Origin of the sequence: Vibrio gallaecicus (assembly GCF_024347495.1) — a bacterium.
GTDB classification, from domain to species: Bacteria; Pseudomonadota; Gammaproteobacteria; order Enterobacterales; family Vibrionaceae; genus Vibrio; species Vibrio gallaecicus.
The window spans coordinates 3,138,860-3,160,203 of the sequence record NZ_AP025490.1 but is presented as its reverse complement, the minus strand read 5'-3'; the positions used below and the strand labels follow the sequence as shown (position 1 = coordinate 3,160,203).

The following is a 21,344-nucleotide window of genomic DNA, read 5'->3' as shown; positions in this document are numbered from 1 at the left end:
AGAGAAAAGACAATGACAGTTAAAGTAGGTATTAATGGTTTTGGTCGTATTGGCCGTCTAGCACTTCGCGCAGCATTCGACTGGGCTGAATTAGAATTCGTACAAATTAATGATGTAGCTGGCGATACAGCAACATTGGCACACCTTCTTGAGTTCGATTCAGTGCAAGGTCGCTGGAACCACGAAGTTGCTGTAGAAGGCGATGAGATGATCATCAATGGTCAGCGTATTAAAACCACTCAGGAGCGCGATCTTGACGCTATTGATTGGTCTGGTTGTGATGTAGTTATCGAAGCGACAGGTGTTCACCGTAAAACGTCTTTCCTAAATAAATATCTTGAGCAAGGCGTGAAGCGTGTTGTTGTCTCTGCACCAGTGAAAGAAGAAGGCGTTGCGAATATTGTTGTTGGTGTGAACGATGAAATCTTCGATCCAGCAGTACACAAGATTGTGACAGCCGCTTCTTGTACAACTAACTGTATTGCCCCAGTGGTTAAGGTAATTAACGAAAAACTAGGTATTGAACAGGCGGCGTTTACGACCATTCATGATCTAACCAATACGCAGACTATTCTTGATGCGCCTCACAAAGACTTACGCCGCGCTCGTGCATGTGGCATGAGCCTTATTCCTACAACAACGGGTAGTGCAACCGCTATTGTTGAAATTTTCCCTGAGCTAAAAGATCGAATTAATGGTCATGCGGTACGTGTTCCTCTTGCGAACGCATCACTAACCGACATCATCTTTGATGTGAAACGCGATACGACTGTTGAAGAAGTGAATGCGCTACTTAAAGAAGCATCGGAAAACGAGTTAAAAGGCATTCTGGGCTTTGAAGAGCGCCCACTGGTTTCTATTGATTACAAAGGTGACCAACGTTCAACGATTGTTGACGCGCAATCAACAATGTTAGTTGGTAAGCGCATGTTGAAAATCTACGCTTGGTATGACAATGAAATGGGCTACGCAACTCGCACTGCTGAGCTAGTTCGTACTGTTGGTCTGGCGTAAGCCTTGGTTTCTAGGAGAAAAATAATGACAAATTCTACTGCTCACCCAACGTGGGAACTTAACCTTGAAACTGGTGCTTTGGTACTGACTCCGTGCCCTGGTACGAAAGAATCGAACCTTGATGATTCTCTTGCTCAGCTTAAAGCGCAAGGTGTTGAAGCGATTGTGACTGCGCTTGATGACGCAGAACTAGGAAGCAAAGGCGTTTCTGATCTGGGTGAAAAAGCTCAAGCGCTTGGTATGCAATGGTTTCAAATTGAAATCGAAGATGATAGAGCTCCGGGCTCTGATTTTGATTCAAAATGGCAAGCTGCTAGCCCAGCACTGCATGATGTAGTGAACAATGGCGGCAAAGTGGCTATGCATTGTATGGGCGGTTCGGGCCGTACTGGTTTATTGGCTGCTCATCTGTTACTTGAAAAAAATTGGGACATTGGAAAAGTGGTTCAGGAAGTTCAAGCTCTTCGCCCAGGTGCTTTTACAAAACCAATTCAAGTTGAATACATTCATGGTGTTGCTGCTCAGTAATCATTAATGGTCTAGACCGAGTTAATAGCTCGTTATAGTAAGACTAAGTGATTAAGACTGGTTAAAGGGCTTTTGGGACACCATGATCCAAAAGCTCTTTTTATTTGAACCCATGGTTTGAATTTGTGAGAAACGTATGTTTTCAAACTTAAGTAAAAGTGTTCGCCAATATATGTTGGTGACATTCAATTATTGGAACTTCACCATTACTGATGGTGCTCTTCGTATGCTGGTGGTGTTGTATTTCTACGACCTTGGCTACAGTTCGTTAGAGATCGCCTCACTGTTTCTTTTCTATGAATTCTTTGGTGTGGTGACTAACTTAATTGGTGGTTGGTTAGGGGCTCGTCTTGGTCTCAATAAGACCATGAACATCGGGTTGGGGATGCAGGTCGTCGCCTTGGGCATGCTCGCAGTGCCAAGTGCAATGTTGACTATTCCATGGGTCATGGCGGCGCAAGCTTTATCGGGCATTGCAAAAGATCTTAACAAGATGAGTGCCAAAAGCTCAATTAAGACTCTTGTGCCGGATGAGCAGCAGGGGGCGCTTTATAAGTGGATAGCGATTCTGACAGGGTCTAAGAATGCACTTAAAGGCGCTGGCTTTTTCATTGGCGGCTTACTGCTTTCGACTATCGGCTTCCAATATGCAGTACTCGCCATGGCTGCGGTTCTCACATTAGTCTTCATTGGCAGCGTATTAAGCCTAGAAGCAGATATGGGTAAAGCGAAAACAAAACCTAAGTTTAAACAAATTTTTTCCAAGTCAGACTCAATCAATATTCTTTCTGCGGCGCGAATGTTTTTGTTTGGTGCTCGTGACGTGTGGTTTGTTATTGCGTTGCCGATTTACCTAGGTAGTGTGTTTGGTTGGGACCATTCATGGGTAGGCGGCTTTTTAGCGGCTTGGACCATTGCTTATGGTTTTGTGCAAGGCATCGCACCTAAGATTACCGGTAAGGCACAAGGTAAAGTACCAGATGGGCATGCTGCTTTATTATGGGCCGGAGCATTAGCGGTTGTAACTGCTGCTATTGCTTACGCTGTTCAAATCGGCTGGCAACCAGAAGTGGTTATCATCGGTGGTTTGATGATATTTGGGGCAATCTTTGCTGTGAACTCATCGCTACACTCATACCTGATTGTGAGTTATGCGAAAGGTGATGGTGTGTCTCTTGATGTCGGTTTTTACTACATGGCGAATGCAATGGGCCGTTTGATTGGTACTATTTTATCTGGCTTGGTATTCCAAATGGCTGGCTTGTCAGCGTGCTTATGGGTGTCTTTCGCTTTCTTAGCACTGACTACTTTGATTTCTCTTCGACTACCGAAGGTTCCGCAAACTTCAGCCGCCTAGCCTAAATAAGCGATATGTAACTCCTTTAACAATAAGCTGACTTGGCATGTATACCGGTCAGCTTTTTTATTGCTATAGTTTGATGATTGAATATTAATCAGATACTTAAATGGAATAGAAAGCTCTATGAAGCAACGAGTATTGTTTTTTGACTTAGCAAGATGTGTCGCTGCGGTTGCCGTAATTGCTATTCATGTATTGGCGCCTTATCGACATGAATTGAATAGTATTCCATTTGGAGAATGGTTTACCGCTATCACGATAAATGGTTTTAGCCGCTGGGCGGTTCCTGTCTTTATCTTGATCACTGGTGCTCTTATGCTGAGTGACCAGCGCCCGTTTGACGCTAAATATTATGTGCAGCGCCGGTTGGGGAAAGTTCTCATCCCTTTCATTGTTTGGTCTTTGTTTTATACCTATTTGTCAGGTTGGTCATTAGAAGGCTTTGATAGCGGCGTGAGCTGGCAAGTATTGGCTGAAAGCTACCATCATTACACTTATTACCATTTAGGTTTCTTTTATTACTTCATCCCTCTGTATTTCGTGATTCCTTTCTTACAAATCATGCTTCGAAATTATGGTGATAAAAGCATTTATGCCCTAACTGGTGTGTGGCTGTTTACAACGTTACTGTTTTTACTCGGTATTGATGGACCTTGGAGCCATGAATTATGGCTTTACACGGGTTACTTGCCGTTAGGCTACATCCTTTATAAAAAGGTACCGTTAACTAAAACCACTATGTGGTCGATTGTCACCCTTGGTGGGTTAGCATTATTTGCTACCGTATTTATGGTCGTGGATGCCAGTTTGGTCGCTGAAAAATACACGGTAGGTCGCTGGCTTTCATATAAAACGCTGAATACCGTGATTATTGCCAGCATGGTTTTTTTACTGTGTCGTTATTTCGGAGAAGGGCTCTCAGATAAAAGTAATCAACTCGTGAGCTTTGTTAGTAAATACAGCTTGGGTATTTATCTGTTACATCCGATTTTCCTATGGCCGATGAAAGAGTTTGGTTGGTATCAAGGTCATCCTGCTTGGGTTATACCTCTATGGGTATTGATTGGGGGGGCTGGGGCATTATGGATGAGTTGGTTGTTGGCGAAATCAAGTAAGACTCGCTGGTTACTGCCGTAGAGTATTGCAGCTATAGGTTAAATTATAGAAATGAGTTGCAGAGCAGCGTGGGAAGCGCTCTGCAGTTTTAATCGATAAACCTATCGCTTTAACGCAAAGTGCAAAAATTTATCACCTTGGTAGGTCATTGTGCCTTTATCTCCAGGAGATAGGGCATGGAAATAATGGATCCCCACTTGAAACTCACGTTTTGGACCAATGCGACCTTTTTGTACATATATCCAATACTCTTGGTCTTCTTGTCCTGGTTCAGCATCAGGAAGATCAATGGATTGTTTATCTAAAATAGTGACATCAGCTTTTTGTTCGGGTGCATTTTCACCTTGCATGTGTTTTCGATAAAAACTCACAAATACCCAACCAGCGAGTAGGGCAAGTGTAAAAATGGCAAAAAACAGTGTGCTAGGCATATAACCCTCCAAATAATCGTAGGTGATATTTTAGTGTTACGGGCGTTTATAGGCTGTGTGTTAAGCCTCTATATCGTTAATTCCCATATTGATAGATGGTTATTTTTCGGCTGATATCACATTTACAAACTAGTGAGGGATAAGGCATTGTTATTTATTGTCTCTTTCTCACGTAAAAAGATTAGGGTTTATAGAAGAATAGGCAAATGCTCAACTAGAATGATGAGTAGAGTAGGAGGGCCGAAATGACAGACATAGAACAAGTAGTGACAAGAACTCGAAACATTGAGAAGTTATTACGGCTTCAGTATCACGCTGAAGGTGAAGGATTACATGAACTCATTACAAGTTGCGAAGAGCGGCTGCCTCATGATGTAGTGAGTAAACTAAGATACGTTGCGACGTGTCGTAATAAAGTTGTGAAGGATGATAAATCTGAACTAGAAGATCAGGCTAAATTTATATTAATGTGTGATGACTGTGAAAAAGAGCTCACACCAAGGAGTAGCCGATTTATCTGGCGAGTGGCTATTTTATTGATGGTAGTGATGACATTAGCAGCAGCTGGCTTTTATTACGCCAATTGGGATGTACTCACGCATCATTTTTTATCTAAATAATCCGATTTCATAAAGAAAAAGGGACGCATTAGCGTCCCTTTTTCTTTAGTAACTTTATAAGTTGCTTAGTACATCATCGGCAGTGTCATTAGGCCAACAACTACTGCGATCATTACAAGCCCTTGTTTTTGTGAAGAAGAAATCATAACACTGCCCCTTGATTTGGTTGATACTCTTTATGCTTATTAGAATAGCACTGTTTTTGGTGTTTATTCAAGTATTACTTTTGAAGCTTCCAAAAGTAGCATTAAAGTTGGCTAAAACTAGGTTATTTTGCCCATGTTTAGATATTGTTTTGGTGTGGTCGCTAATCGATCTAAGTGCTTTTTAATTGAGCTTTGTTTTTTTAAGTATATGAAATTAATGTAATTTTCAATGTAATGAATAATGTTAATAGTTGTTAAAGTGTATTAATGGATTTCATGGTTTGGGATTTTGCACTGAGGCTTGTTTGTTGGTTTTTGATGGCTTTGTATGTGGGGTTTTCGTTCATCGGAGCATAACTTTGGTAATTATTAAGATATTTAATTTAAATTTCGTTGGTTTGAATGATTGGTGAAGTTATGAGTGCTATTAACTTTATAAGTTGTGATTTTTATTTTTAAGTTGTTGTTTTATATTTCTTTGTCTCTTAATTTTTTTCCAGTTTAAATGTTTTTTGTGTAAAGGTTTTCGAGAGGATGATTAATAGCGAACGTAAAGTTTGTAGACTCTGAAGGTTGAAATCGGTCTCGCGGTGAATAATTGACATAAAGTGGTCAAGGTCAGGAAACTAGAATAGTTCCTTATTAAATCCTCTTATCTAATTTTTGCCGTAGCTTTTTAGTGGAACCGTAATCAAGATCCAATTTTGAAGTGCTGGCTCTTTACATCAAAGCCAGTGTGCCTAGACTGACCGCGATTTGTAGTAATAAGGTAAGCGTATGTGGAGTTGGTTGGCGGTTTCATTAGCAAGTATTGGAGCTGTATCAGGTACGAAACATGGGTTTATCGCTCAGTCCTTACTGTATAAAATCTTTACCTTTGCCTTACTGATCATCATTGCTATGACTCAGGCTTCTATCTATGAGTATACATATTGGATTGTGGGCGGTTTAGCGGTGTCCGCACTTGCTGATACTTTGCATACCTTAAAGCGAAAACGTACCTTTCATTTCATTTGCTTCCTTGTTGCCCAGTTTTGTTACAGCAAAGCATTTTGGCTTCAATTGTCCGGAGAGATGGTTTGGTGGCTATTTGCCTTATTGCTTGCCGCAAGTATTGTTGCTTTCTTTTTATTGCTTCCTCAGCTAGATAAACTGGTATTCCCAGTCGTTATTATGGGCATCATGCTTATTCAACTGTCTTGGGCGTCAGGAGAAGTGTGGTTAACCTCACCAACGCTAGCGAGTGGTATTGGTTTTGTTGGTGCGTGTGTATTACTGCTTTCAGCTCTTGCCTATGCACTGAATAGCTATCGCAGCCCGATTCGCCGTTCCTATGTTTGGGTCACGGGCAGTTACTTCTTAGCTCATGGGCTAATAGTCTCGTCTCTGGTTCTTTAACTGCTAGCTCGTTACTCATTTACGGCTTTGCTTGTTAAATTCATGACTAGTATGGTTCGTAATTATTTTTCTTGCGCTGCCTAACAGTCTCTATTTTGAGTAGGCGTTATTTAAATCGCGTAGCGGAGTCAGGTACGCAGTTAATTAAATAAATCCTGTTTAGTATCAAACTGCTTTTTTCATACATCAGTATTCTAGGTCTTCGTTGATTAAAATGAGACTTATAAGATGACAACTGAAATTCATGCCCATAGTGTTTTAAACCTGCTGAATGAAACCCCTCTGACCCGAGAAGAACTGGAAGCAGTATTGGCAGAGCAATATGGAGAGGATGCACGCTTTCATACTTGTAAACTCAACGACTTAGATTTAGACCGTTTATTAACCTTCTTTCTTAAGATGGAAAAAGTGGTGTTAGTTGGTGACAAGCTAAGTACAAATACCCATCGTGTATGCAGTCATTAAGTTTCTTATTGCGTACTAGTTCGTTGATATACTTTGATTTTTTTGTTTTATAATCTCTGAAATAATAGTGTATCTAGAGTTCGAAAAGCGAGATTGAGGCTGCTATACTCCGCGCAACTTCGCTTTTCGAGACAAACTTATGGAAATCTTATCCGCAGCTACCATGCTGTTTCTTATTATGGATCCGCTTGGTAACCTCCCAATCGTCCTTTCTATCCTTAAGCATATAGACCCGAAGCGTCGTCGTATTGTTCTCGTTCGAGAGCTAATCTTTGCACTTATAATCCTGCTGCTATTTTTGTTCGCAGGTCAAAGCATCATGAACTTCTTACATGTTCAGCCTGAAACTTTAAGTATTTCTGGCGGCATAATTCTATTCATTATTGCCATTAAGATGATCTTCCCAAGCGCCGGCAGCATTACTGGGTTAGCGGCTGGTGAAGAACCGTTTATCGTGCCAATGGCAATTCCTATGATTGCGGGTCCATCGGTGATTGCTGCACTGATTCTGCTTTCGACGCAGCACCCGGATAACATGTTAGAGCTCTCTGGAGCAGTGATGCTAGCGTGGGGCGCGACTTTCTTTATCTTGATGTTTAATGGCTTCTTCCTACGAGTTCTAGGAGAAAGAGGCTTGAAGGCGATAGAGCGTTTGATGGGCTTGCTACTAGTAATGATCTCGACTCAGATGTTCCTAGACGGCGTGAAGGGTTATCTTGGATAGTTCTTACGCGAATTGAACAAACAAAAAGGCAGCTCAAGTGAGCTGCCTTTTTTGTGTCCCCTAAATAAGGCGTTGGCTACCTTAAATAGTTTTCCACGAATAGTGTTACATCATGTGCTTGCGTCGGATATCAAGCAAAGCAAAAATACCGAAAATAAGAATTGACCACTTTTCCCAACGACTCATCGATATCTTGTCGCCAAACGCTCCAATGAAAATCAACATCTGCAACCCATGCATGAAGAACAAAAATGCCGTCATGATGTATAGCGCAATCGCTGAGTTACCTGGGAAAGGGTTAAATATATTGATGATTAAAACTAGCCAAACAAAAGCAATCGCCGCTTTGGCTAAGGTAAGCAATATTTTCATTCTGTTGCCCTATCTATTTTTATGATTCTTCGGATTCAACGAGCGTTCTATTGAACAATCGATAGCTAGATTGACCGGTTGTTTTATCTCGGTACAGTTCCCAGTTTTCCGGCATGGATTCTAATGCGAGCTCTTTTTCTGTTTCCACGTAGATGATGGCATCATCAGTGAGCCAGCCATTACTCTCAAGTAGTTGAACTGTTTCTGCGAGTAAGCCTTTACGGAAAGGTGGATCGATAAACACTAGATCGTGTGGCGTACCTTGATTACGAAGGTAAGAAAGCGCATCAGTATTCACAACATTAATATTGTCTGCTTTCAATTCTTTCGCATTATCCGACAGTTGCTTTGCTGCCTTTGGGTTCATTTCTAGTAAAGTGACAAGCTTGGCTTGGCGTGAAGCCGCCTCAAAGCCTAAGCCGCCAGAACCAGAGAAAACGTCTAAGCAGGTAGAATGAGGTACTTCTTGAGCTAACCAATTGAAAAGCGTTTCTTTAACTCGATCAATGGTTGGTCGTAACCCTTCCAAGTCATGAACCGGAAGCTTTCTTCCTCTCCAAGAGCCACTAATGATTCGAACAAAGCCACCTGATGGCTTTTTTTGTGATGTGTTTTGCTGGCGACGTCTTACCATAGATTTTTTGACCGCTAATAAAGTGATACTATACCGAGCCCAAATTTAATTTGGCTCGGGTATTAAATAAATTTGCAATGACAAAGTGTAGCAAGCTAAACGAAAAGTTATCACTGCTTTGTCATTTTTCTTTACTATTCGCTTATGCAAAATACGAATTGTATAGGTAGCGTAAAGAGTCGCGTGTATTAGTCAATAAAGTTAATAAGTAGATCTAGGGAACCCCTCTGATGGCGGAAAAAAAGAAGCGCGGTTTATTATCGTGGCTTGGCTTTGGTGAAGAAGAACAAAGCCCACAAACGCAAAACGAATCAAAAGCAGAACAACCTGCAGAAATAGAAAAAGAGGCTGTTGAAACAGAAGAGTCTCAAGTTGAATCAGAGCAACAAAAACAGGTTGAGAAATCAGAAGCTGATCAGGAAATAGAAGCGAACCTGGAAGAAATTCAGGAACAAGAACCTAACACTGAGCTAGCAGAAGCAGAAGCAGAAGCAGAAGCACCAGTTGTTCCTCGTGTTCAAGAACAAGAAAAACCTACAGAAAGCTTTTTCACACGATTAAAGCGTAGCTTAAGCCGTACTAAAGCAAATATTGGTGCTGGCTTCTTTGGTCTATTCAAAGGCAAAGAGATTGATGAAGATCTTTTTGAAGAGCTGGAAGAGCAGCTATTGATTGCTGATGTTGGTATGCCAACAACCGTAAAAATTATTGAAAACTTAACAGATAAAGCAACTCGCCAAGATTTGAAAGATGGCGAGGCGTTATACGGTCTGTTAAAAGAAGAGATGGCTGAAATTTTAAGCCAAGTAGAGCAGCCACTGGTTGTGGATACAACGAAAACGCCTTACGTTATTTTAATGGTGGGTGTGAACGGTGTCGGTAAAACGACCACTATTGGTAAGCTAGCGAAGCAGTTCCAAAGCGAAGGCAAGAAAGTCATGCTTGCTGCGGGTGATACATTCCGTGCAGCCGCAGTTGAGCAATTACAAGTGTGGGGCGAACGTAATGATGTTCCTGTTATCGCTCAACACACGGGTGCTGACAGTGCTTCTGTAATTTATGATGCGATTGAAGCTGCTAAAGCGCGTGGTGTTGATGTGGTTATCGCAGATACTGCGGGTCGCTTGCAAAACAAGAGCAACTTGATGGAAGAATTGCGCAAGATTGTTCGCGTAATGAAAAAAATTGATGATTCAGCACCACATGAAATTATGCTGACATTAGATGCCGGTACCGGTCAAAATGCGATTAGCCAAGCGAAGCTATTCAGTGAAGTTGCGCCAGTAACTGGGATTACGTTGACTAAACTGGATGGAACGGCAAAAGGTGGCGTTATCTTCTCTATTGCAGATCAATTCCAAATTCCAATTCGTTTTATTGGAGTGGGTGAAGGTATCGATGATTTACGTCCGTTTGAATCTCAAGATTTCATCGAAGCGTTATTCAGCCGAGAAGAATAATTCTTGCCGTGAGTTTACGTAGTAAAGTGTTTTAAACGTTAAAGTACTACGATTTAAATTTGATATTAGTGATCGTAAGAGGAATGTTCGGTGATCAAATTTCAGCAAGTGAGCAAAGCCTATCGAGGCGGGCGCCAAGCGTTACAAAAAGTGGATTTTCACCTTCGACGTGGTGAAATGGCTTTTTTAGGTGGTCACTCAGGGGCGGGTAAAAGTACCTTGTTGAAATTGATCTGTGCGATTGAACGCCCAACCGATGGAAAAATTCGTTTTAACGATCACGATATCACTCGTATCCCCTCTAAAGATATTCCGTTCTTACGCCGCAATATCGGTATTGTTTTTCAAGACCACCGGCTGCTGATGGATCGTTCTATTTTTGACAATGTTGCACTGCCTATGCGTATTGAGTCTATCTCAGAAAGTGAGATTAAACGTAGGGTCAATGCGGCACTAGATAAAACCGATCTATTGGATAAAGCCCGTTGTTTACCTAGCCAACTTTCTGGTGGTGAGCAGCAGCGAGTCGGTATTGCGCGTGCTGTGGTAAACCGCCCAACATTACTTTTAGCTGATGAGCCTACCGGCAACTTAGATCCAGAGCTTTCGAATCGAGTCTTACGACTTTTTGAAGAGTTCAACCGTGCGGGTGTCACTATTCTTTTAGCTACACATGACGTGGGGTTAGTGAATACTCGCCCTCAATATCGCCATCTTGAGCTGAACCAAGGCTTCTTGAGTGAGGTTGAAGATTATGGCAGGTAACAAACGTCTCAAAAAGCCGGCACCGAAAGCGAGCAGAGCCAATAATCGACCTGCGAGTGATGGCTTTTTTAGAATCCACCTAAAACAAGCAAAATCCTCTTTTTCAGAATTATGGAAGAGACCAATTGGTAACATTTTAACACTTGCCGTTATTTCAATGGCACTGGCGATGCCCGCTTGTTTGTATCTATTGGGAAAAAATATCAGCGAAGTCGCAAAAGATGTCGCAAGCCCGTCACAAATCAGTGCTTATATAGAAGAGGGTACACCAGAGCCAAGAGTCATGGTGTTGAAAGATGAAATCGAAAGTTGGGAACAGGTTGCGCTAGTTGAGTATATTTCTCCGCAACAGGGCTTAGAAGAACTAAGCCAATATTCCGGCTTTGATGACGCATTATCGTTGTTGGATGATTATTCTCTGCCTGGTGTTTTAGTTATTACACCAAGTGTTGAAGATAATTCAGCAACAAAAAGTATATCGAGCAAAATTAAACAACAGCCTTCTATTACAGATGTTCGATTGGATGAAGATTGGTTAGCAAGGCTTGATGCCATTAAAGCATTAGCTGCGGTTATCGTCATCACTCTGACATTACTGATGCTTGGAGCAGTATTCTTAATTATTGGTAATACGCTGCGCTTTAATGTTCTGGCACGAAAAGAAGAAATTCAAACCATGAAGTTAATTGGTGCAACGGACAGCTTCATTTTGCGCCCTTATCTTTATTCAGGTATGTGGTTTGGTGTACTTGGCGCTGTGGCGGCATGGGTAATGACAGCATTAATTACGATATTACTGAATGGTGCGGTGGACGAGTTGGCTCAGTTATACGATAGCCACTTTAGATTGATTGGACTCAGCTGGGATGAATCCCTATTGCTATTAATAGTGGGCACCTTGTTAGGCAGTATCGCAGCTCGTCTTTCAGCACAGCGACACCTAAAAGAAATTGAACCAGTTTAGTTGAATGCGGTCATATTTAGACAAAAAATAGGCAAGTATTACCCAGTAATTGCCTTGTATAGACGAAATGATTATGCATAATAACTTCCCCCTCCTTGAATCCTGTTCATTTTAGGTTCAAGATTAGCGGGTTTTAATAGCAAAAATACTCCAGATCAGCGATTGATGAGGAACCGAATGGCAAACGCGTATCAAATGTCTCTAGTTACACAAGATAGTTTAGACAGCTATATCCGTTCAGCGAACAGCTACCCAATGCTGAAACCTGAAGAGGAACGTGAACTTGCAGAAAGACTACATTACAAAGGTGAGATTGATGCCGCGAAAGGCTTGATCCTTTCTCACTTGAGGTTCGTTGTGCACGTAGCGAGAGGTTACTCTGGTTACGGGTTACCAATGGCAGACCTTGTTCAAGAGGGTAATATCGGCTTGATGAAGGCGGTTAAACGCTTTAATCCTGAAGTTGGTGTCCGACTTGTTTCTTTCGCTGTTCACTGGATCAAAGCTGAAATCCACGAGTATGTATTACGTAACTGGCGTATCGTTAAGATCGCAACGACAAAAGCTCAACGTAAATTGTTCTTCAACCTACGTAAGTCTAAAAAGCGTTTAGGTTGGTTCAATAATGGTGAAGTTGAAACGGTTGCTCGCGAGTTAGGTGTTGAACCTTCTGAGGTTCGAGAGATGGAATCTCGCCTTGCTGCGCAAGATGCTACATTCGAAGCTCCAATGGATGATGATGACTCAAGTTCGGCGTATACCGCTCCTGTTTACTACTTAGAAGATAAAGCGTCTGATGTAGCTGATACAGTTGAAGCTGCGAACTGGGAATCACACACGAATAATCGTTTAGGCTTAGCGTTAGCAAGCTTAGATGATAGAAGCCAGCATATTGTGCGTTCTCGTTGGTTGGATGATGAGAAGTCAACACTTCAAGACCTTGCGGATACTTACGGTATTTCAGCAGAGCGTGTTCGTCAGCTAGAAAAAAATGCGATGAAAAAGCTTAAACAAGCAGTAGGCGACTTTTAGCCTTTTTCGCATGACATGCACTTAGTGCGTATAGTTTTATATAAAGCCGAGATCGAGAGATCTCGGCTTTTTTATTTGGATCGCAAAAGTAACAGAAGTGATCGATATTATTCCAATAAAAATGTGGATAACTCTGTGAGAAGTTTATTCATCACTTGTCGAAAAGCAGGGTGTTATAAGGCTAGAGAGCTATTTTTCTCGTGGGGATATGTTTCTATTAACTCACAGTTAGATCAGGATCATTACTACATCTAGTGGATCTATTTTAAGAAAGACACTTTATTCACGCAATCCACAGTTTTATCCACAAATGATGGAAAAGTGATCATTGGTGGATAACCTTAATAACTGGATGTGAATGTTCGTCTTGGGATAGGTTACAATGGCAGCAAATAAAAATAGTCATAAAAGAGAAGGTAATGGACCAATTTAAGCATATCGATGTTCAAGGTGCGCAAGCTTTGATTCAGCAAAAAGAAGCAAGGCTAGTGGATATTAGAGACCCACAATCTTTTGCTGTTGCTCACCCGGAAACTGCATATCATTTGACGAACGATACTATGGTCTCATTCATGGATGAGGTAGAGTTTGAACAACCGGTTTTAGTGATGTGCTATCACGGGATCAGCAGCCAAGGTGCCGCTCAATATTTAGTGAATCAAGGTTTTGAAGAGGTATACAGTGTCGATGGTGGCTTTGAAGCATGGCATCGAGCTGAATTACCCGTGATTACTGGCTAGAAAGCCGCAAGCGAGAGAAAATATGATTCGATTAATAGCAATAGACAACCCAAGACTTGCTCAAGCATTTATTGATTATATGGACTCTCGCCGCATCCCAATCCAATTGGCTCCTGATGGAGAGGGGAAGTTCGCTCTATGGCTAACAGATAATCAATATCAAATTGAAGCTGAATCCGAGCTACAACGTTTTCTTGCCGAACCCACTCATGCTCGTTATCAAGCGGCATCTTGGAATATGGCAGAAACTCGCAAGAATAAACTGCATTATCGTACTCCTAGTTTTATCAGCATGATCAAAGCGAAAGCTGGACCAGTAACTTTGAGCTTAATGGTTGTGTGTATTGTCATTTTTGCATTACAACAGGTAGGTTTTGGAAGCGAAATTTTTTCTGCTTTGCATTTCCCTGCTGTTGAAGGGCAGCAGTGGCAGCTATGGCGCTGGCTCAGTCATGCTGTACTTCATTTCTCTGCTATTCACATCGCTTTTAATATTTTGTGGTGGTGGCAGTTAGGTGGAGACATCGAGAAGAAGCTTGGTGGATTAAAACTTCTGCAAATCTTTGTTGTTTCTTCAGCTTTATCTGGCGCAGGTCAGTATTGGATAGAAGGGGCTAACTTTGGTGGTTTGTCTGGGGTTGTTTATGCTCTGGTCGGTTACTTATGGGTATTGAGTGTTAGAGCACCACAATTAGGCTTAGGTATTCAAAAGCAGGTTGTTGGCTTTATGCTTATTTGGTTGGCATTGGGCTATGTTCAACCATTTATGGCGATAGCGAATACGGCTCATTTAGCCGGTTTGGCTTCGGGCATTGCACTTGGTTGGTTGGATGCTGCTAAAACGGTTCAGCGCCGTTCATAGATTATGTATAGATAGTTTTCGTTTTTATGGTCGGAGCTCGATTGTTGACGTCACTGAGCAACCTATTTTTACGATAAACCAGTAATAAAAAAGCGGCTTGAAAGCCGCTTTTTTATGTATGAAATTTATTGATACAAATATTTAGTAAACAGTAAATCTGCAATCACCGTTTTGCCGGTTTCTGGCAGCAGAATTTTGTTCAAATGGTTGACTAAAGTTTTTCTTAAGTCTTCACGACCAGAAAGAGACTTGATAGTGTCTTCGCTTTGCTTACCAAGGAGCTCAATCACAGCATCTCTGATTAAAGGCTGGTGCAATTCAATTAACTCAAGGTCGATGCTATTCGCAACCATGATATCGATACGAACTTGAATGTAGCCAAGCTTCTTACCTTTTGTATGGAAATTAGTCGTTAGATCCGGCTCAAGCGTAAAGTATGCAAGTTGAGGCGTTGCATTTTCTTCTTCTGCAAAGCTTGGTACCGAAAAAAGTAGGCTAATCGCGAGAATTATTTGGGTTACATAACGTTTGTGCATATTTCTGACTTTTCTTTAGTTTAATCGCGATATTCGAAACGCGTTTGTCTTGTTACAATGAACGGTCTAAATCTAAATACGTTTATAACATAGCTGATGGTTAATTGTGGTCATTAGTTGCAGGTTTATTGTACGCGTAAAGCCACTTATTGAATACTAGTATGAATCAGTCAATACCGCTCTATCTGAATTTGTTAATGAATGTCGATTGGCAAAATACCGAAACATTCGCTTTTCCAAGCAAAACTGCACAGCGGTGGCTTATGGAGCAAGGGTCGCTTTCTCGTTTACTTGAGAAGCATTGCCAACACCTGTCAGTTGAGCTGCTACACAACCAAGTTATTGAAAGTTCGCTTTTGAAAGAAGATGAAGAAACTCTGCTTTCCTCTTCAGATTGTTTGCTACGTAAAGTGATTTTACAAGGTAATGATGTCGAGTGGGTGATCGGGCGAACGTTAATTCCACGTATCACCCTAGAAGATCAGAGCTATGATCTTTCCCAGCAGGGCAACATCCCTTTAGGTCTAACAGTATTTAGCGCTGAAAATGTTAAAAGAGATGCTTTGCAAGTCGGTTGGGTGGAAATGGACGGTGTTTGCTTATTAGCTCGCCGTTCTCGCTTATGGATGAACCATAAGCCTATGCTTGTCGCTGAACTTTTCTTACCTGAATCACCAATTTACGCCAAGGAGAATGTGTAAATGCTTGCCACCAAAGCGAAAGCGTATTGGCAATTAACGCGAATGGATCGCCCAATTGGTACGTTATTGTTGTTATGGCCAACCTTATGGGCATTGGTTATCGCCGCGGAAGGCATGCCAAGCATAAATGTACTGATTGTGTTTATCTTAGGCGTGTTTTTAATGCGCTCGGCTGGGTGTGTTATCAATGACTTTGCTGATCGTAAAGTAGATGGTCACGTTAAGCGAACCAAAAACCGACCTTTGCCATCAGGCGTAGTCACGAGTAAAGAAGCTATTGGGTTATTCCTTTTCCTTGCGGTGGTTTCATTTTTGCTTGTGCTGACAATGAATCCATTAACCGTGAAGCTTTCTTTCGCGGGAATTGGATTGGCATTTATTTACCCATTCATGAAGCGTTTTACTCATCTTCCTCAATTATTCCTTGGGCTTGCTTTTAGCTGGGCAATACCAATGGCTTGGGCGGCCCAAACCAATGAGCTACCTAGTATTGTGTGGTTTATTTTTGCGATCAATGCTCTATGGACGATCGCTTATGACACGCAGTATGCAATGGTGGATAGGGATGATGATTTAAAGATTGGTATCAAATCGACAGCTATTTTATTCGGTCGCTTTGACAAGCTAACCATAGGTTTACTTCAGTTAATTACTCTAGCGATGTTGATTGCTTTAGGTATGCATTACCAGTTAGGTGACAGTTTTTACTGGAGCTTATTGGTAGTCGGTAGCTTGTTTGTTTATCAGCAACATTTAATGCGCCATCGTGATAGAGATTTATGTTTTCAGGCATTCTTAAATAATAACTATGTAGGTATGGCAATCACAGCTGGCTTGCTGGTGGCATTCTGGTAGCTATGCTGACTTAGGTAACAGGTTAGATTAAGTTTTAGCCCGTTATTTGAAGTAACTTGAGCATATTAGGAATAAAAAGGCATCCAATAGGATGCCTTTTTTATTATTACTGATTACCTAACGCTATTCATTTTCACTAGCAATTTCAGCTTGGTGAATACTTTCTTGAATCGTTAAACGAACTTCTGGGTAAAGCATGGAGTAGAGTAGGTAGGCAAACGGCTTCGTTTTCTCTAAGTCGCAGTTACCATCTTCATCTAGATATTGTTGCTGTTTCAGTGTCGTGAACATTGCAGCAAAGACGCCTTTATCAAAGAACTCTGGAGCATTGATACCATGGAGGCGACCTAGGCGCTGTGCAATGTCTTGGCTCTTTTGTTCCAATTCAGCTTTGTCTAGTTCTGGTGTTTGAACCAGCAAGTTAAGCGCAATTGAGTAACGCTGCAAAGTTTCCGAAATTGTGCGACCTAATAGCATCAAAGGTTGGCTATTGGATTGGTTGATCGTGATTTCGTTTTCTTCGACAACAATCATCCCTTGTTGAGCCAGCTCGGCGATAATGTCCGCTACAACAGAATCCAGTTTGTTTTCTTCATAACTTAAGAACAGCTCTTTCTTAAGGAATGGATAGAGAGTTGCGATGTTCTTCTGGATAGTATCGATAGATAAACTGCGCTGGCGAATGAGCATCTGCGCAATCAAAGAAGGCAGAGCAAATAAGTGGATGATGTTATTGCGATAGTAAGTCATCAAAATGGATTGGTGACGGTCTAAAGAAATAATATCGCCCATAGAGTCTGATTCAATTAAGAATTTATCTAACGATTCAGCGTGTTTTACCAAGTCTTCTGCACTATCTGTTGGGATGGTGTAAGTCGACGAGTAAGGCACATTTTTCAGGATAGATAAATAACACTCAATTTGGGAGACAAGAGAATCACGTGACAATGCACGCTGACGAGAAGCAAGCAAAGCGGTCGCACATAATGTCAGTGCGTTAGTCGCTGCTGCATCATTAATGTGTGTCATCATTTTTGTTGCTAGGTCATTCACAACAGGCGTCATCCATTGTGGTTTGTTTGCGCCCATAGGATCGATATCTTGAGTCCACTCCGGAGCATGTTCATTTAAGTATTGGTTAAGTGGAATTGGCTCACCAAAGTTTACATAGCCTTGCCCAAAGTTTCTTAGCTTACGAAGGGTACGAATTACTAGGCTCGCATTTTCTTTCTCTTTGCGTTTTCCTCGTAATTCTTTTGCGTAAGTGCTTACTTCCATCACATGCTCATAACCAATATAGACTGGCACTAAGGTTACTGGGCGATCTAACCCTCGTAACATTGCCTGAATAGTCATGGCTAACATGCCTGTTTTAGCTTGCAGTAAACGACCCGTGCGTGAACGACCACCTTCACTGAAGTATTCAACGGAATAGCCTTTAGTGAACAGTTCCGCTAAATATTCGCGGAAAATGGTTGAGTAAAGTTTATTCCCTTTAAAGCTACGGCGAATAAAGAAAGCGCCGCCACGGCGGAAAATCGGACCTGCAGGGAAGAAGTTAAGGTTAATACCTGCAGCAATATGCGGAGGAACCATACCTTCGTGATACAAGACGTAAGAAAGCAGTAAATAGTCCATGTGGCTACGGTGACACGGCACATACACAATTTCATGACCATCTTGAGCAAGCTTACGAACCGTTGATGCATTGTTAATGTGTAAGCCTTGATACAGTTTATTCCAAAGCCAACCCAGTAATTTTTCACCGCGCTTGATTAACGAATAAGAAAAGTCAGCTGCAATTTCATCCATGATGTCTTGCGCTTCTTTGTTCGCTTTCTCAATCGAGATGTTTTTCGATTTTGCTTCGTCTTCAATTGCTTTTTTGATGGCTTCTGATTTTAAGAGGCGATCAAACAACGCTTGGCGGCTAGGAAGGTTAGGACCTGAAGCTGCAAGCTTTTGACGAGAAAAGTGAATACGCGCGACACGTGCTAATTTGTGTGCAATTGATGTGTCCGTGCCGTGAGAGTCAGCCATATAGCGCAAGGAAACGACTGGGCTGAAACGAACCAAACAATCTCTACCTGCAAGCAGTACAGCTTTGGCTTTTTCAGGACCATTCATTGCCTGTAAATACGGCTTTTGCTTGTTCTCTTTACCAGGTTTTCTACCCCAAAGCACGGTGGCGGGGATGACTTGAATATCTAGCTCTGTATCTTCACCGTGCTGCTTTAGTAACTCACTAAACAGTTCAATAGACGAGGTCGGTACGTACTCATCATTTTTCAGCAGTGTTGGACGTGATGAGATAAACACATAGCGTTGCAGTGTTTTACCATTTAGCTCTAATGGGCTAAGTGGGTCAGGTAAGCCTAATTCAAGTGCGTGTTTTTGTAGAGTCAGTAAGTCGACGCTTGAACGGAAAGGTAAGGCATACACAATCGGTTTATTTACATCAATGTTCAGCTCTTCAATCGGGTTAGAAGGAATAGATGTCCCTTTTACTAATACCGATAAAGGAAGTTTCATTAATGAACGTGAAAAAGATTGTCCAGAAGACATAAAGGTTCTCTGCCTCAAAAGTTAGGGAACAATAGTTATGTAGCAATGCTTAAGCGCATCTCTATTTCAAACTGTAGAAGGTAAAAACCAAAGGTGAAATGGAGATAGGCCTAGGCGCAAATTTTAAGCGGAGCAAGAATACCAGAAACTGGTCGAACCTTTTACTGGAATTAGTCATGTTGGCGTTAAGTTTAATCAAAATCATTCATCACCTGATTGATTATAGGTGGAGATTCATTAGTGATCTGCAAAGGAAATTCAAACAAGCTGGTGTTTATTCTTATAGCAGTTAGGGAGGTGGGCATTATTTAGTGAATATTTTCATGAGTTTTCACGCGTTACCTCTCTTGGGTTGGTTAAGAATTATTTAAAATGAATTAAAAACAACCAATTGCTTTGCTTTTACTCACTCACTGGATATACTCACAGTTAACTGTATAAAAAGACAGGTGACTCATGAAGCCGTTAACGCCCCGACAACAAGAAGTGTTCAATCTTATTAAGAATAAAATTGAAGACTGCGGTATGCCACCAACGCGTGCAGAAATTGCTCGTGAACTTGGCTTCCGTTCTGCTAATGCAGCAGAAGAACATTTAAAAGCGCTTGCTCGCAAAGAAGCCATTGAGATTATCCCGGGAGCCTCTCGCGGTATTCGCATCCTACTTGAAGATGCAGCTAATGATGATCAAGGGCTGCCCTTGATTGGTCAAGTTGCCGCTGGTGAGCCAATTCTTGCGCAAGAGCATGTTGAGATGCACTACCAAGTTGACCCTGGCATGTTTAAGCCTCAAGCGGATTTCTTACTTCGTGTAAATGGCGAAAGCATGAAAGACATCGGTATTATGGATGGTGACTTACTTGCCGTGCATAAAACACAAGATGTTCGTGATGGTCAAGTTGTCGTAGCTCGTGTTGATGATGACGTAACCGTTAAACGCTTAGAGCGCAAAGGCTCAACGGTGTTACTGCATGCTGAAAACGAAGAATTTTCACCCATTCAAGTTGATCTTGAGTCTCAGCACTTAGCGATTGAAGGGTTGGCTGTTGGTATTATCCGTAATACTGATTGGATGTAATCAGAGTACGCTTTGAGCAACAACTCATTAGTAATCATCAATTATGATACTGATATTCATTCTCAATAGCTTGATGTTGTAATTGATATTCATTATCATCTTCTCTATGGTGACATAAGGAAGATGATGATGCCCCGCCCAACGAAACCCGACTTACCCCGACCAACAGCGAAGAAATCGTCTAAGCAAGAATTTCAAGTTCCTGTTAGCTTAGTGCAACCTCTTTGGTTTCGTAGCCGTGAAAGCTTAGTCGATAATGGTCTCGTATATGATCCTATTGCGGCTCAAGCCTGCACTCGTTGCAAGCTCGCGCCTGAGTGTTTATCGGGTGATGTAGATCAACAGCAACTCCTTCATGCTACTTTAACTCAGCTGTGCGATCTTCAAGTTCGTCATTTTATTTCCCAACATCCTGATGCATGGATAATTAATGTAGGTGCAGGGCTCGATACTCGCTTTTATCGAATTGATAATGGCCGTTGTCATTGGGTTGAGTTGGATGTCACCGAAAATCTAGTATGGCGACAACGTCTGTTTCATAAGAATGAACGTTACCAATTAGAATGTGGTTCAGTGGAAGATATTAGTTGGCTCGATCATCTTAATATTCCAGAGCAATCACCCGTTATGATTGTGTGTGAGCATGCACTACTTGATTGTAATGATCAGCAAGCGGCGCACTTTATACAGAATTTAGGTCGCCACTTTGTTCATGCTGAAGCATGTTTAGTACTCGCTGGTGATAAAAGTTCGACGACATTGGGGCAAAAGCTTGGGGCTGGTCAGTATGCTCATGGTTTAGCTTCACCAGTAGACAGTATTTTAAACTGGTTACCTTGGGCTCAGTCGGTTAAATCATATTCTCCACTCGACCAGCAATGCAGTCGTTGGAAATTATGGCAACGATGGTTATGCAAGCTCTCTCAATTTAAAACGCGCTTAACGCCTCAGCTCATTCAAGTGAAGTGGTAATCTGCTT

At 41.7% G+C, this 21,344-nt stretch carries 23 protein-coding genes; 18 read left to right on the top strand and 5 right to left on the bottom strand.

Annotation, left to right across the window (positions count from 1 at the left end):
- The first annotated feature begins 12 nt into the window (after window positions 1–12).
- From OCU78_RS13900 to OCU78_RS13885, 4 genes are all read left to right on the top strand, one after another.
- Window positions 13–1,014, top strand: a complete 1,002-nt coding sequence (locus OCU78_RS13900; protein WP_137375481.1) for an ArsJ-associated glyceraldehyde-3-phosphate dehydrogenase — start codon at window positions 13–15, stop codon at window positions 1,012–1,014.
- Between the two features lie 24 nt (window positions 1,015–1,038).
- The gene (locus OCU78_RS13895; RefSeq protein WP_137375482.1) at window positions 1,039–1,542 is read left to right on the top strand and encodes a cyclin-dependent kinase inhibitor 3 family protein; all 504 of its coding nucleotides are present in this window, start codon (window positions 1,039–1,041) and stop codon (window positions 1,540–1,542) included.
- Window positions 1,543–1,678: 136 nt separating this feature from the next.
- Window positions 1,679–2,899, top strand: a complete 1,221-nt coding sequence (gene arsJ, locus OCU78_RS13890) for an organoarsenical effux MFS transporter ArsJ (RefSeq protein ID WP_137375483.1) — start codon at window positions 1,679–1,681, stop codon at window positions 2,897–2,899.
- A gap of 126 nt (window positions 2,900–3,025) precedes the next feature.
- Complete coding sequence (locus OCU78_RS13885; protein WP_137375484.1) at window positions 3,026–4,039, top strand: acyltransferase; 1,014 nt, start codon at window positions 3,026–3,028, stop codon at window positions 4,037–4,039.
- An 80-nt stretch (window positions 4,040–4,119) separates the two neighbouring features.
- Here the strand turns inward: OCU78_RS13885 and OCU78_RS13880 are convergent, their stop codons facing one another.
- Complete coding sequence (locus OCU78_RS13880) at window positions 4,120–4,449, bottom strand: DUF2500 domain-containing protein (RefSeq protein WP_137375485.1); 330 nt, start codon at window positions 4,447–4,449, stop codon at window positions 4,120–4,122.
- Between the two features lie 245 nt (window positions 4,450–4,694).
- Between OCU78_RS13880 and OCU78_RS13875 the strand changes: the two genes are divergently transcribed.
- From OCU78_RS13875 to OCU78_RS13860, 4 genes are all read left to right on the top strand, one after another.
- A complete protein-coding gene (locus OCU78_RS13875; protein ID WP_137375486.1) occupies window positions 4,695–5,069 on the top strand; it encodes a DUF4145 domain-containing protein in 375 nt (124 codons plus the stop codon).
- Window positions 5,070–5,992: 923 nt separating this feature from the next.
- Window positions 5,993–6,613, top strand: coding sequence for a lysoplasmalogenase (locus OCU78_RS13870; protein ID WP_137375487.1), 621 nt, complete (start codon window positions 5,993–5,995; stop codon window positions 6,611–6,613).
- A 228-nt stretch (window positions 6,614–6,841) separates the two neighbouring features.
- Window positions 6,842–7,078: a YecH family metal-binding protein gene (locus tag OCU78_RS13865; RefSeq protein ID WP_137375488.1), complete on the top strand. Its 237-nt coding sequence runs from the start codon at window positions 6,842–6,844 to the stop codon at window positions 7,076–7,078.
- Between the two features lie 139 nt (window positions 7,079–7,217).
- Window positions 7,218–7,802, top strand: coding sequence for a YhgN family NAAT transporter (locus OCU78_RS13860; protein ID WP_137375489.1), 585 nt, complete (start codon window positions 7,218–7,220; stop codon window positions 7,800–7,802).
- A gap of 105 nt (window positions 7,803–7,907) precedes the next feature.
- On the opposite strand, the gene OCU78_RS13855 is transcribed toward OCU78_RS13860, so the two are convergent.
- Complete coding sequence (locus OCU78_RS13855; protein WP_137375490.1) at window positions 7,908–8,174, bottom strand: DUF1145 domain-containing protein; 267 nt, start codon at window positions 8,172–8,174, stop codon at window positions 7,908–7,910.
- 19 nt (window positions 8,175–8,193) lie between these two features.
- Window positions 8,194–8,808: a 16S rRNA (guanine(966)-N(2))-methyltransferase RsmD gene (rsmD, locus tag OCU78_RS13850; RefSeq protein WP_137375491.1), complete on the bottom strand. Its 615-nt coding sequence runs from the start codon at window positions 8,806–8,808 to the stop codon at window positions 8,194–8,196.
- Between the two features lie 230 nt (window positions 8,809–9,038).
- Between rsmD and ftsY the strand changes: the two genes are divergently transcribed.
- The 6 genes from ftsY (at window position 9,039) to glpG (ending at window position 14,631) form a co-directional block, all read left to right on the top strand.
- Window positions 9,039–10,268 (top strand): signal recognition particle-docking protein FtsY, encoded by a 1,230-nt coding sequence (ftsY, locus tag OCU78_RS13845; RefSeq protein ID WP_137375492.1) that lies wholly within the window; start codon window positions 9,039–9,041, stop codon window positions 10,266–10,268.
- A gap of 90 nt (window positions 10,269–10,358) precedes the next feature.
- Window positions 10,359–11,033, top strand: a complete 675-nt coding sequence (gene ftsE, locus OCU78_RS13840) for a cell division ATP-binding protein FtsE (RefSeq protein ID WP_137375493.1) — start codon at window positions 10,359–10,361, stop codon at window positions 11,031–11,033.
- On the top strand, window positions 11,023–11,997 hold the full coding sequence (gene ftsX, locus OCU78_RS13835; protein WP_137375494.1) for a permease-like cell division protein FtsX: 975 nt from the start codon (window positions 11,023–11,025) through the stop codon (window positions 11,995–11,997). Before ftsE ends, ftsX begins: the two co-directional genes overlap by 11 nt.
- Window positions 11,998–12,174: 177 nt before the next feature.
- Window positions 12,175–13,029, top strand: a complete 855-nt coding sequence (rpoH, locus tag OCU78_RS13830) for an RNA polymerase sigma factor RpoH (RefSeq protein ID WP_137375495.1) — start codon at window positions 12,175–12,177, stop codon at window positions 13,027–13,029.
- A 419-nt stretch (window positions 13,030–13,448) separates the two neighbouring features.
- A complete protein-coding gene (gene glpE / locus OCU78_RS13825; RefSeq protein WP_137375496.1) occupies window positions 13,449–13,769 on the top strand; it encodes a thiosulfate sulfurtransferase GlpE in 321 nt (106 codons plus the stop codon).
- A gap of 22 nt (window positions 13,770–13,791) precedes the next feature.
- Entirely contained in the window at window positions 13,792–14,631 is an 840-nt protein-coding gene (glpG, locus tag OCU78_RS13820) for a rhomboid family intramembrane serine protease GlpG (RefSeq protein ID WP_137375497.1), read from the top strand.
- 125 nt (window positions 14,632–14,756) lie between these two features.
- Here the strand turns inward: glpG and OCU78_RS13815 are convergent, their stop codons facing one another.
- The gene (locus OCU78_RS13815) at window positions 14,757–15,167 is read right to left on the bottom strand and encodes a flagellar basal body-associated protein FliL (RefSeq protein ID WP_137375498.1); all 411 of its coding nucleotides are present in this window, start codon (window positions 15,165–15,167) and stop codon (window positions 14,757–14,759) included.
- Between the two features lie 161 nt (window positions 15,168–15,328).
- On the opposite strand from OCU78_RS13815, the gene OCU78_RS13810 reads away from it, so the two are divergent.
- Together OCU78_RS13810 and ubiA are read left to right on the top strand one after the other, a co-directional pair.
- Window positions 15,329–15,868, top strand: a complete 540-nt coding sequence (locus tag OCU78_RS13810; protein ID WP_167494083.1) for a chorismate lyase — start codon at window positions 15,329–15,331, stop codon at window positions 15,866–15,868.
- On the top strand, window positions 15,869–16,723 hold the full coding sequence (gene ubiA / locus OCU78_RS13805) for a 4-hydroxybenzoate octaprenyltransferase (RefSeq protein WP_137375500.1): 855 nt from the start codon (window positions 15,869–15,871) through the stop codon (window positions 16,721–16,723). It abuts the gene before it with no gap.
- Window positions 16,724–16,846: 123 nt separating this feature from the next.
- Here the strand turns inward: ubiA and plsB are convergent, their stop codons facing one another.
- On the bottom strand, window positions 16,847–19,288 hold the full coding sequence (gene plsB, locus OCU78_RS13800; protein WP_137375501.1) for a glycerol-3-phosphate 1-O-acyltransferase PlsB: 2,442 nt from the start codon (window positions 19,286–19,288) through the stop codon (window positions 16,847–16,849).
- 456 nt (window positions 19,289–19,744) lie between these two features.
- Between plsB and lexA the strand changes: the two genes are divergently transcribed.
- A complete protein-coding gene (gene lexA / locus OCU78_RS13795) occupies window positions 19,745–20,365 on the top strand; it encodes a transcriptional repressor LexA (protein ID WP_137375502.1) in 621 nt (206 codons plus the stop codon).
- Window positions 20,366–20,494: 129 nt separating this feature from the next.
- Window positions 20,495–21,337, top strand: a complete 843-nt coding sequence (locus tag OCU78_RS13790; RefSeq protein ID WP_372266359.1) for a class I SAM-dependent methyltransferase — start codon at window positions 20,495–20,497, stop codon at window positions 21,335–21,337.
- Window positions 21,338–21,344 lie beyond the last annotated feature (7 nt).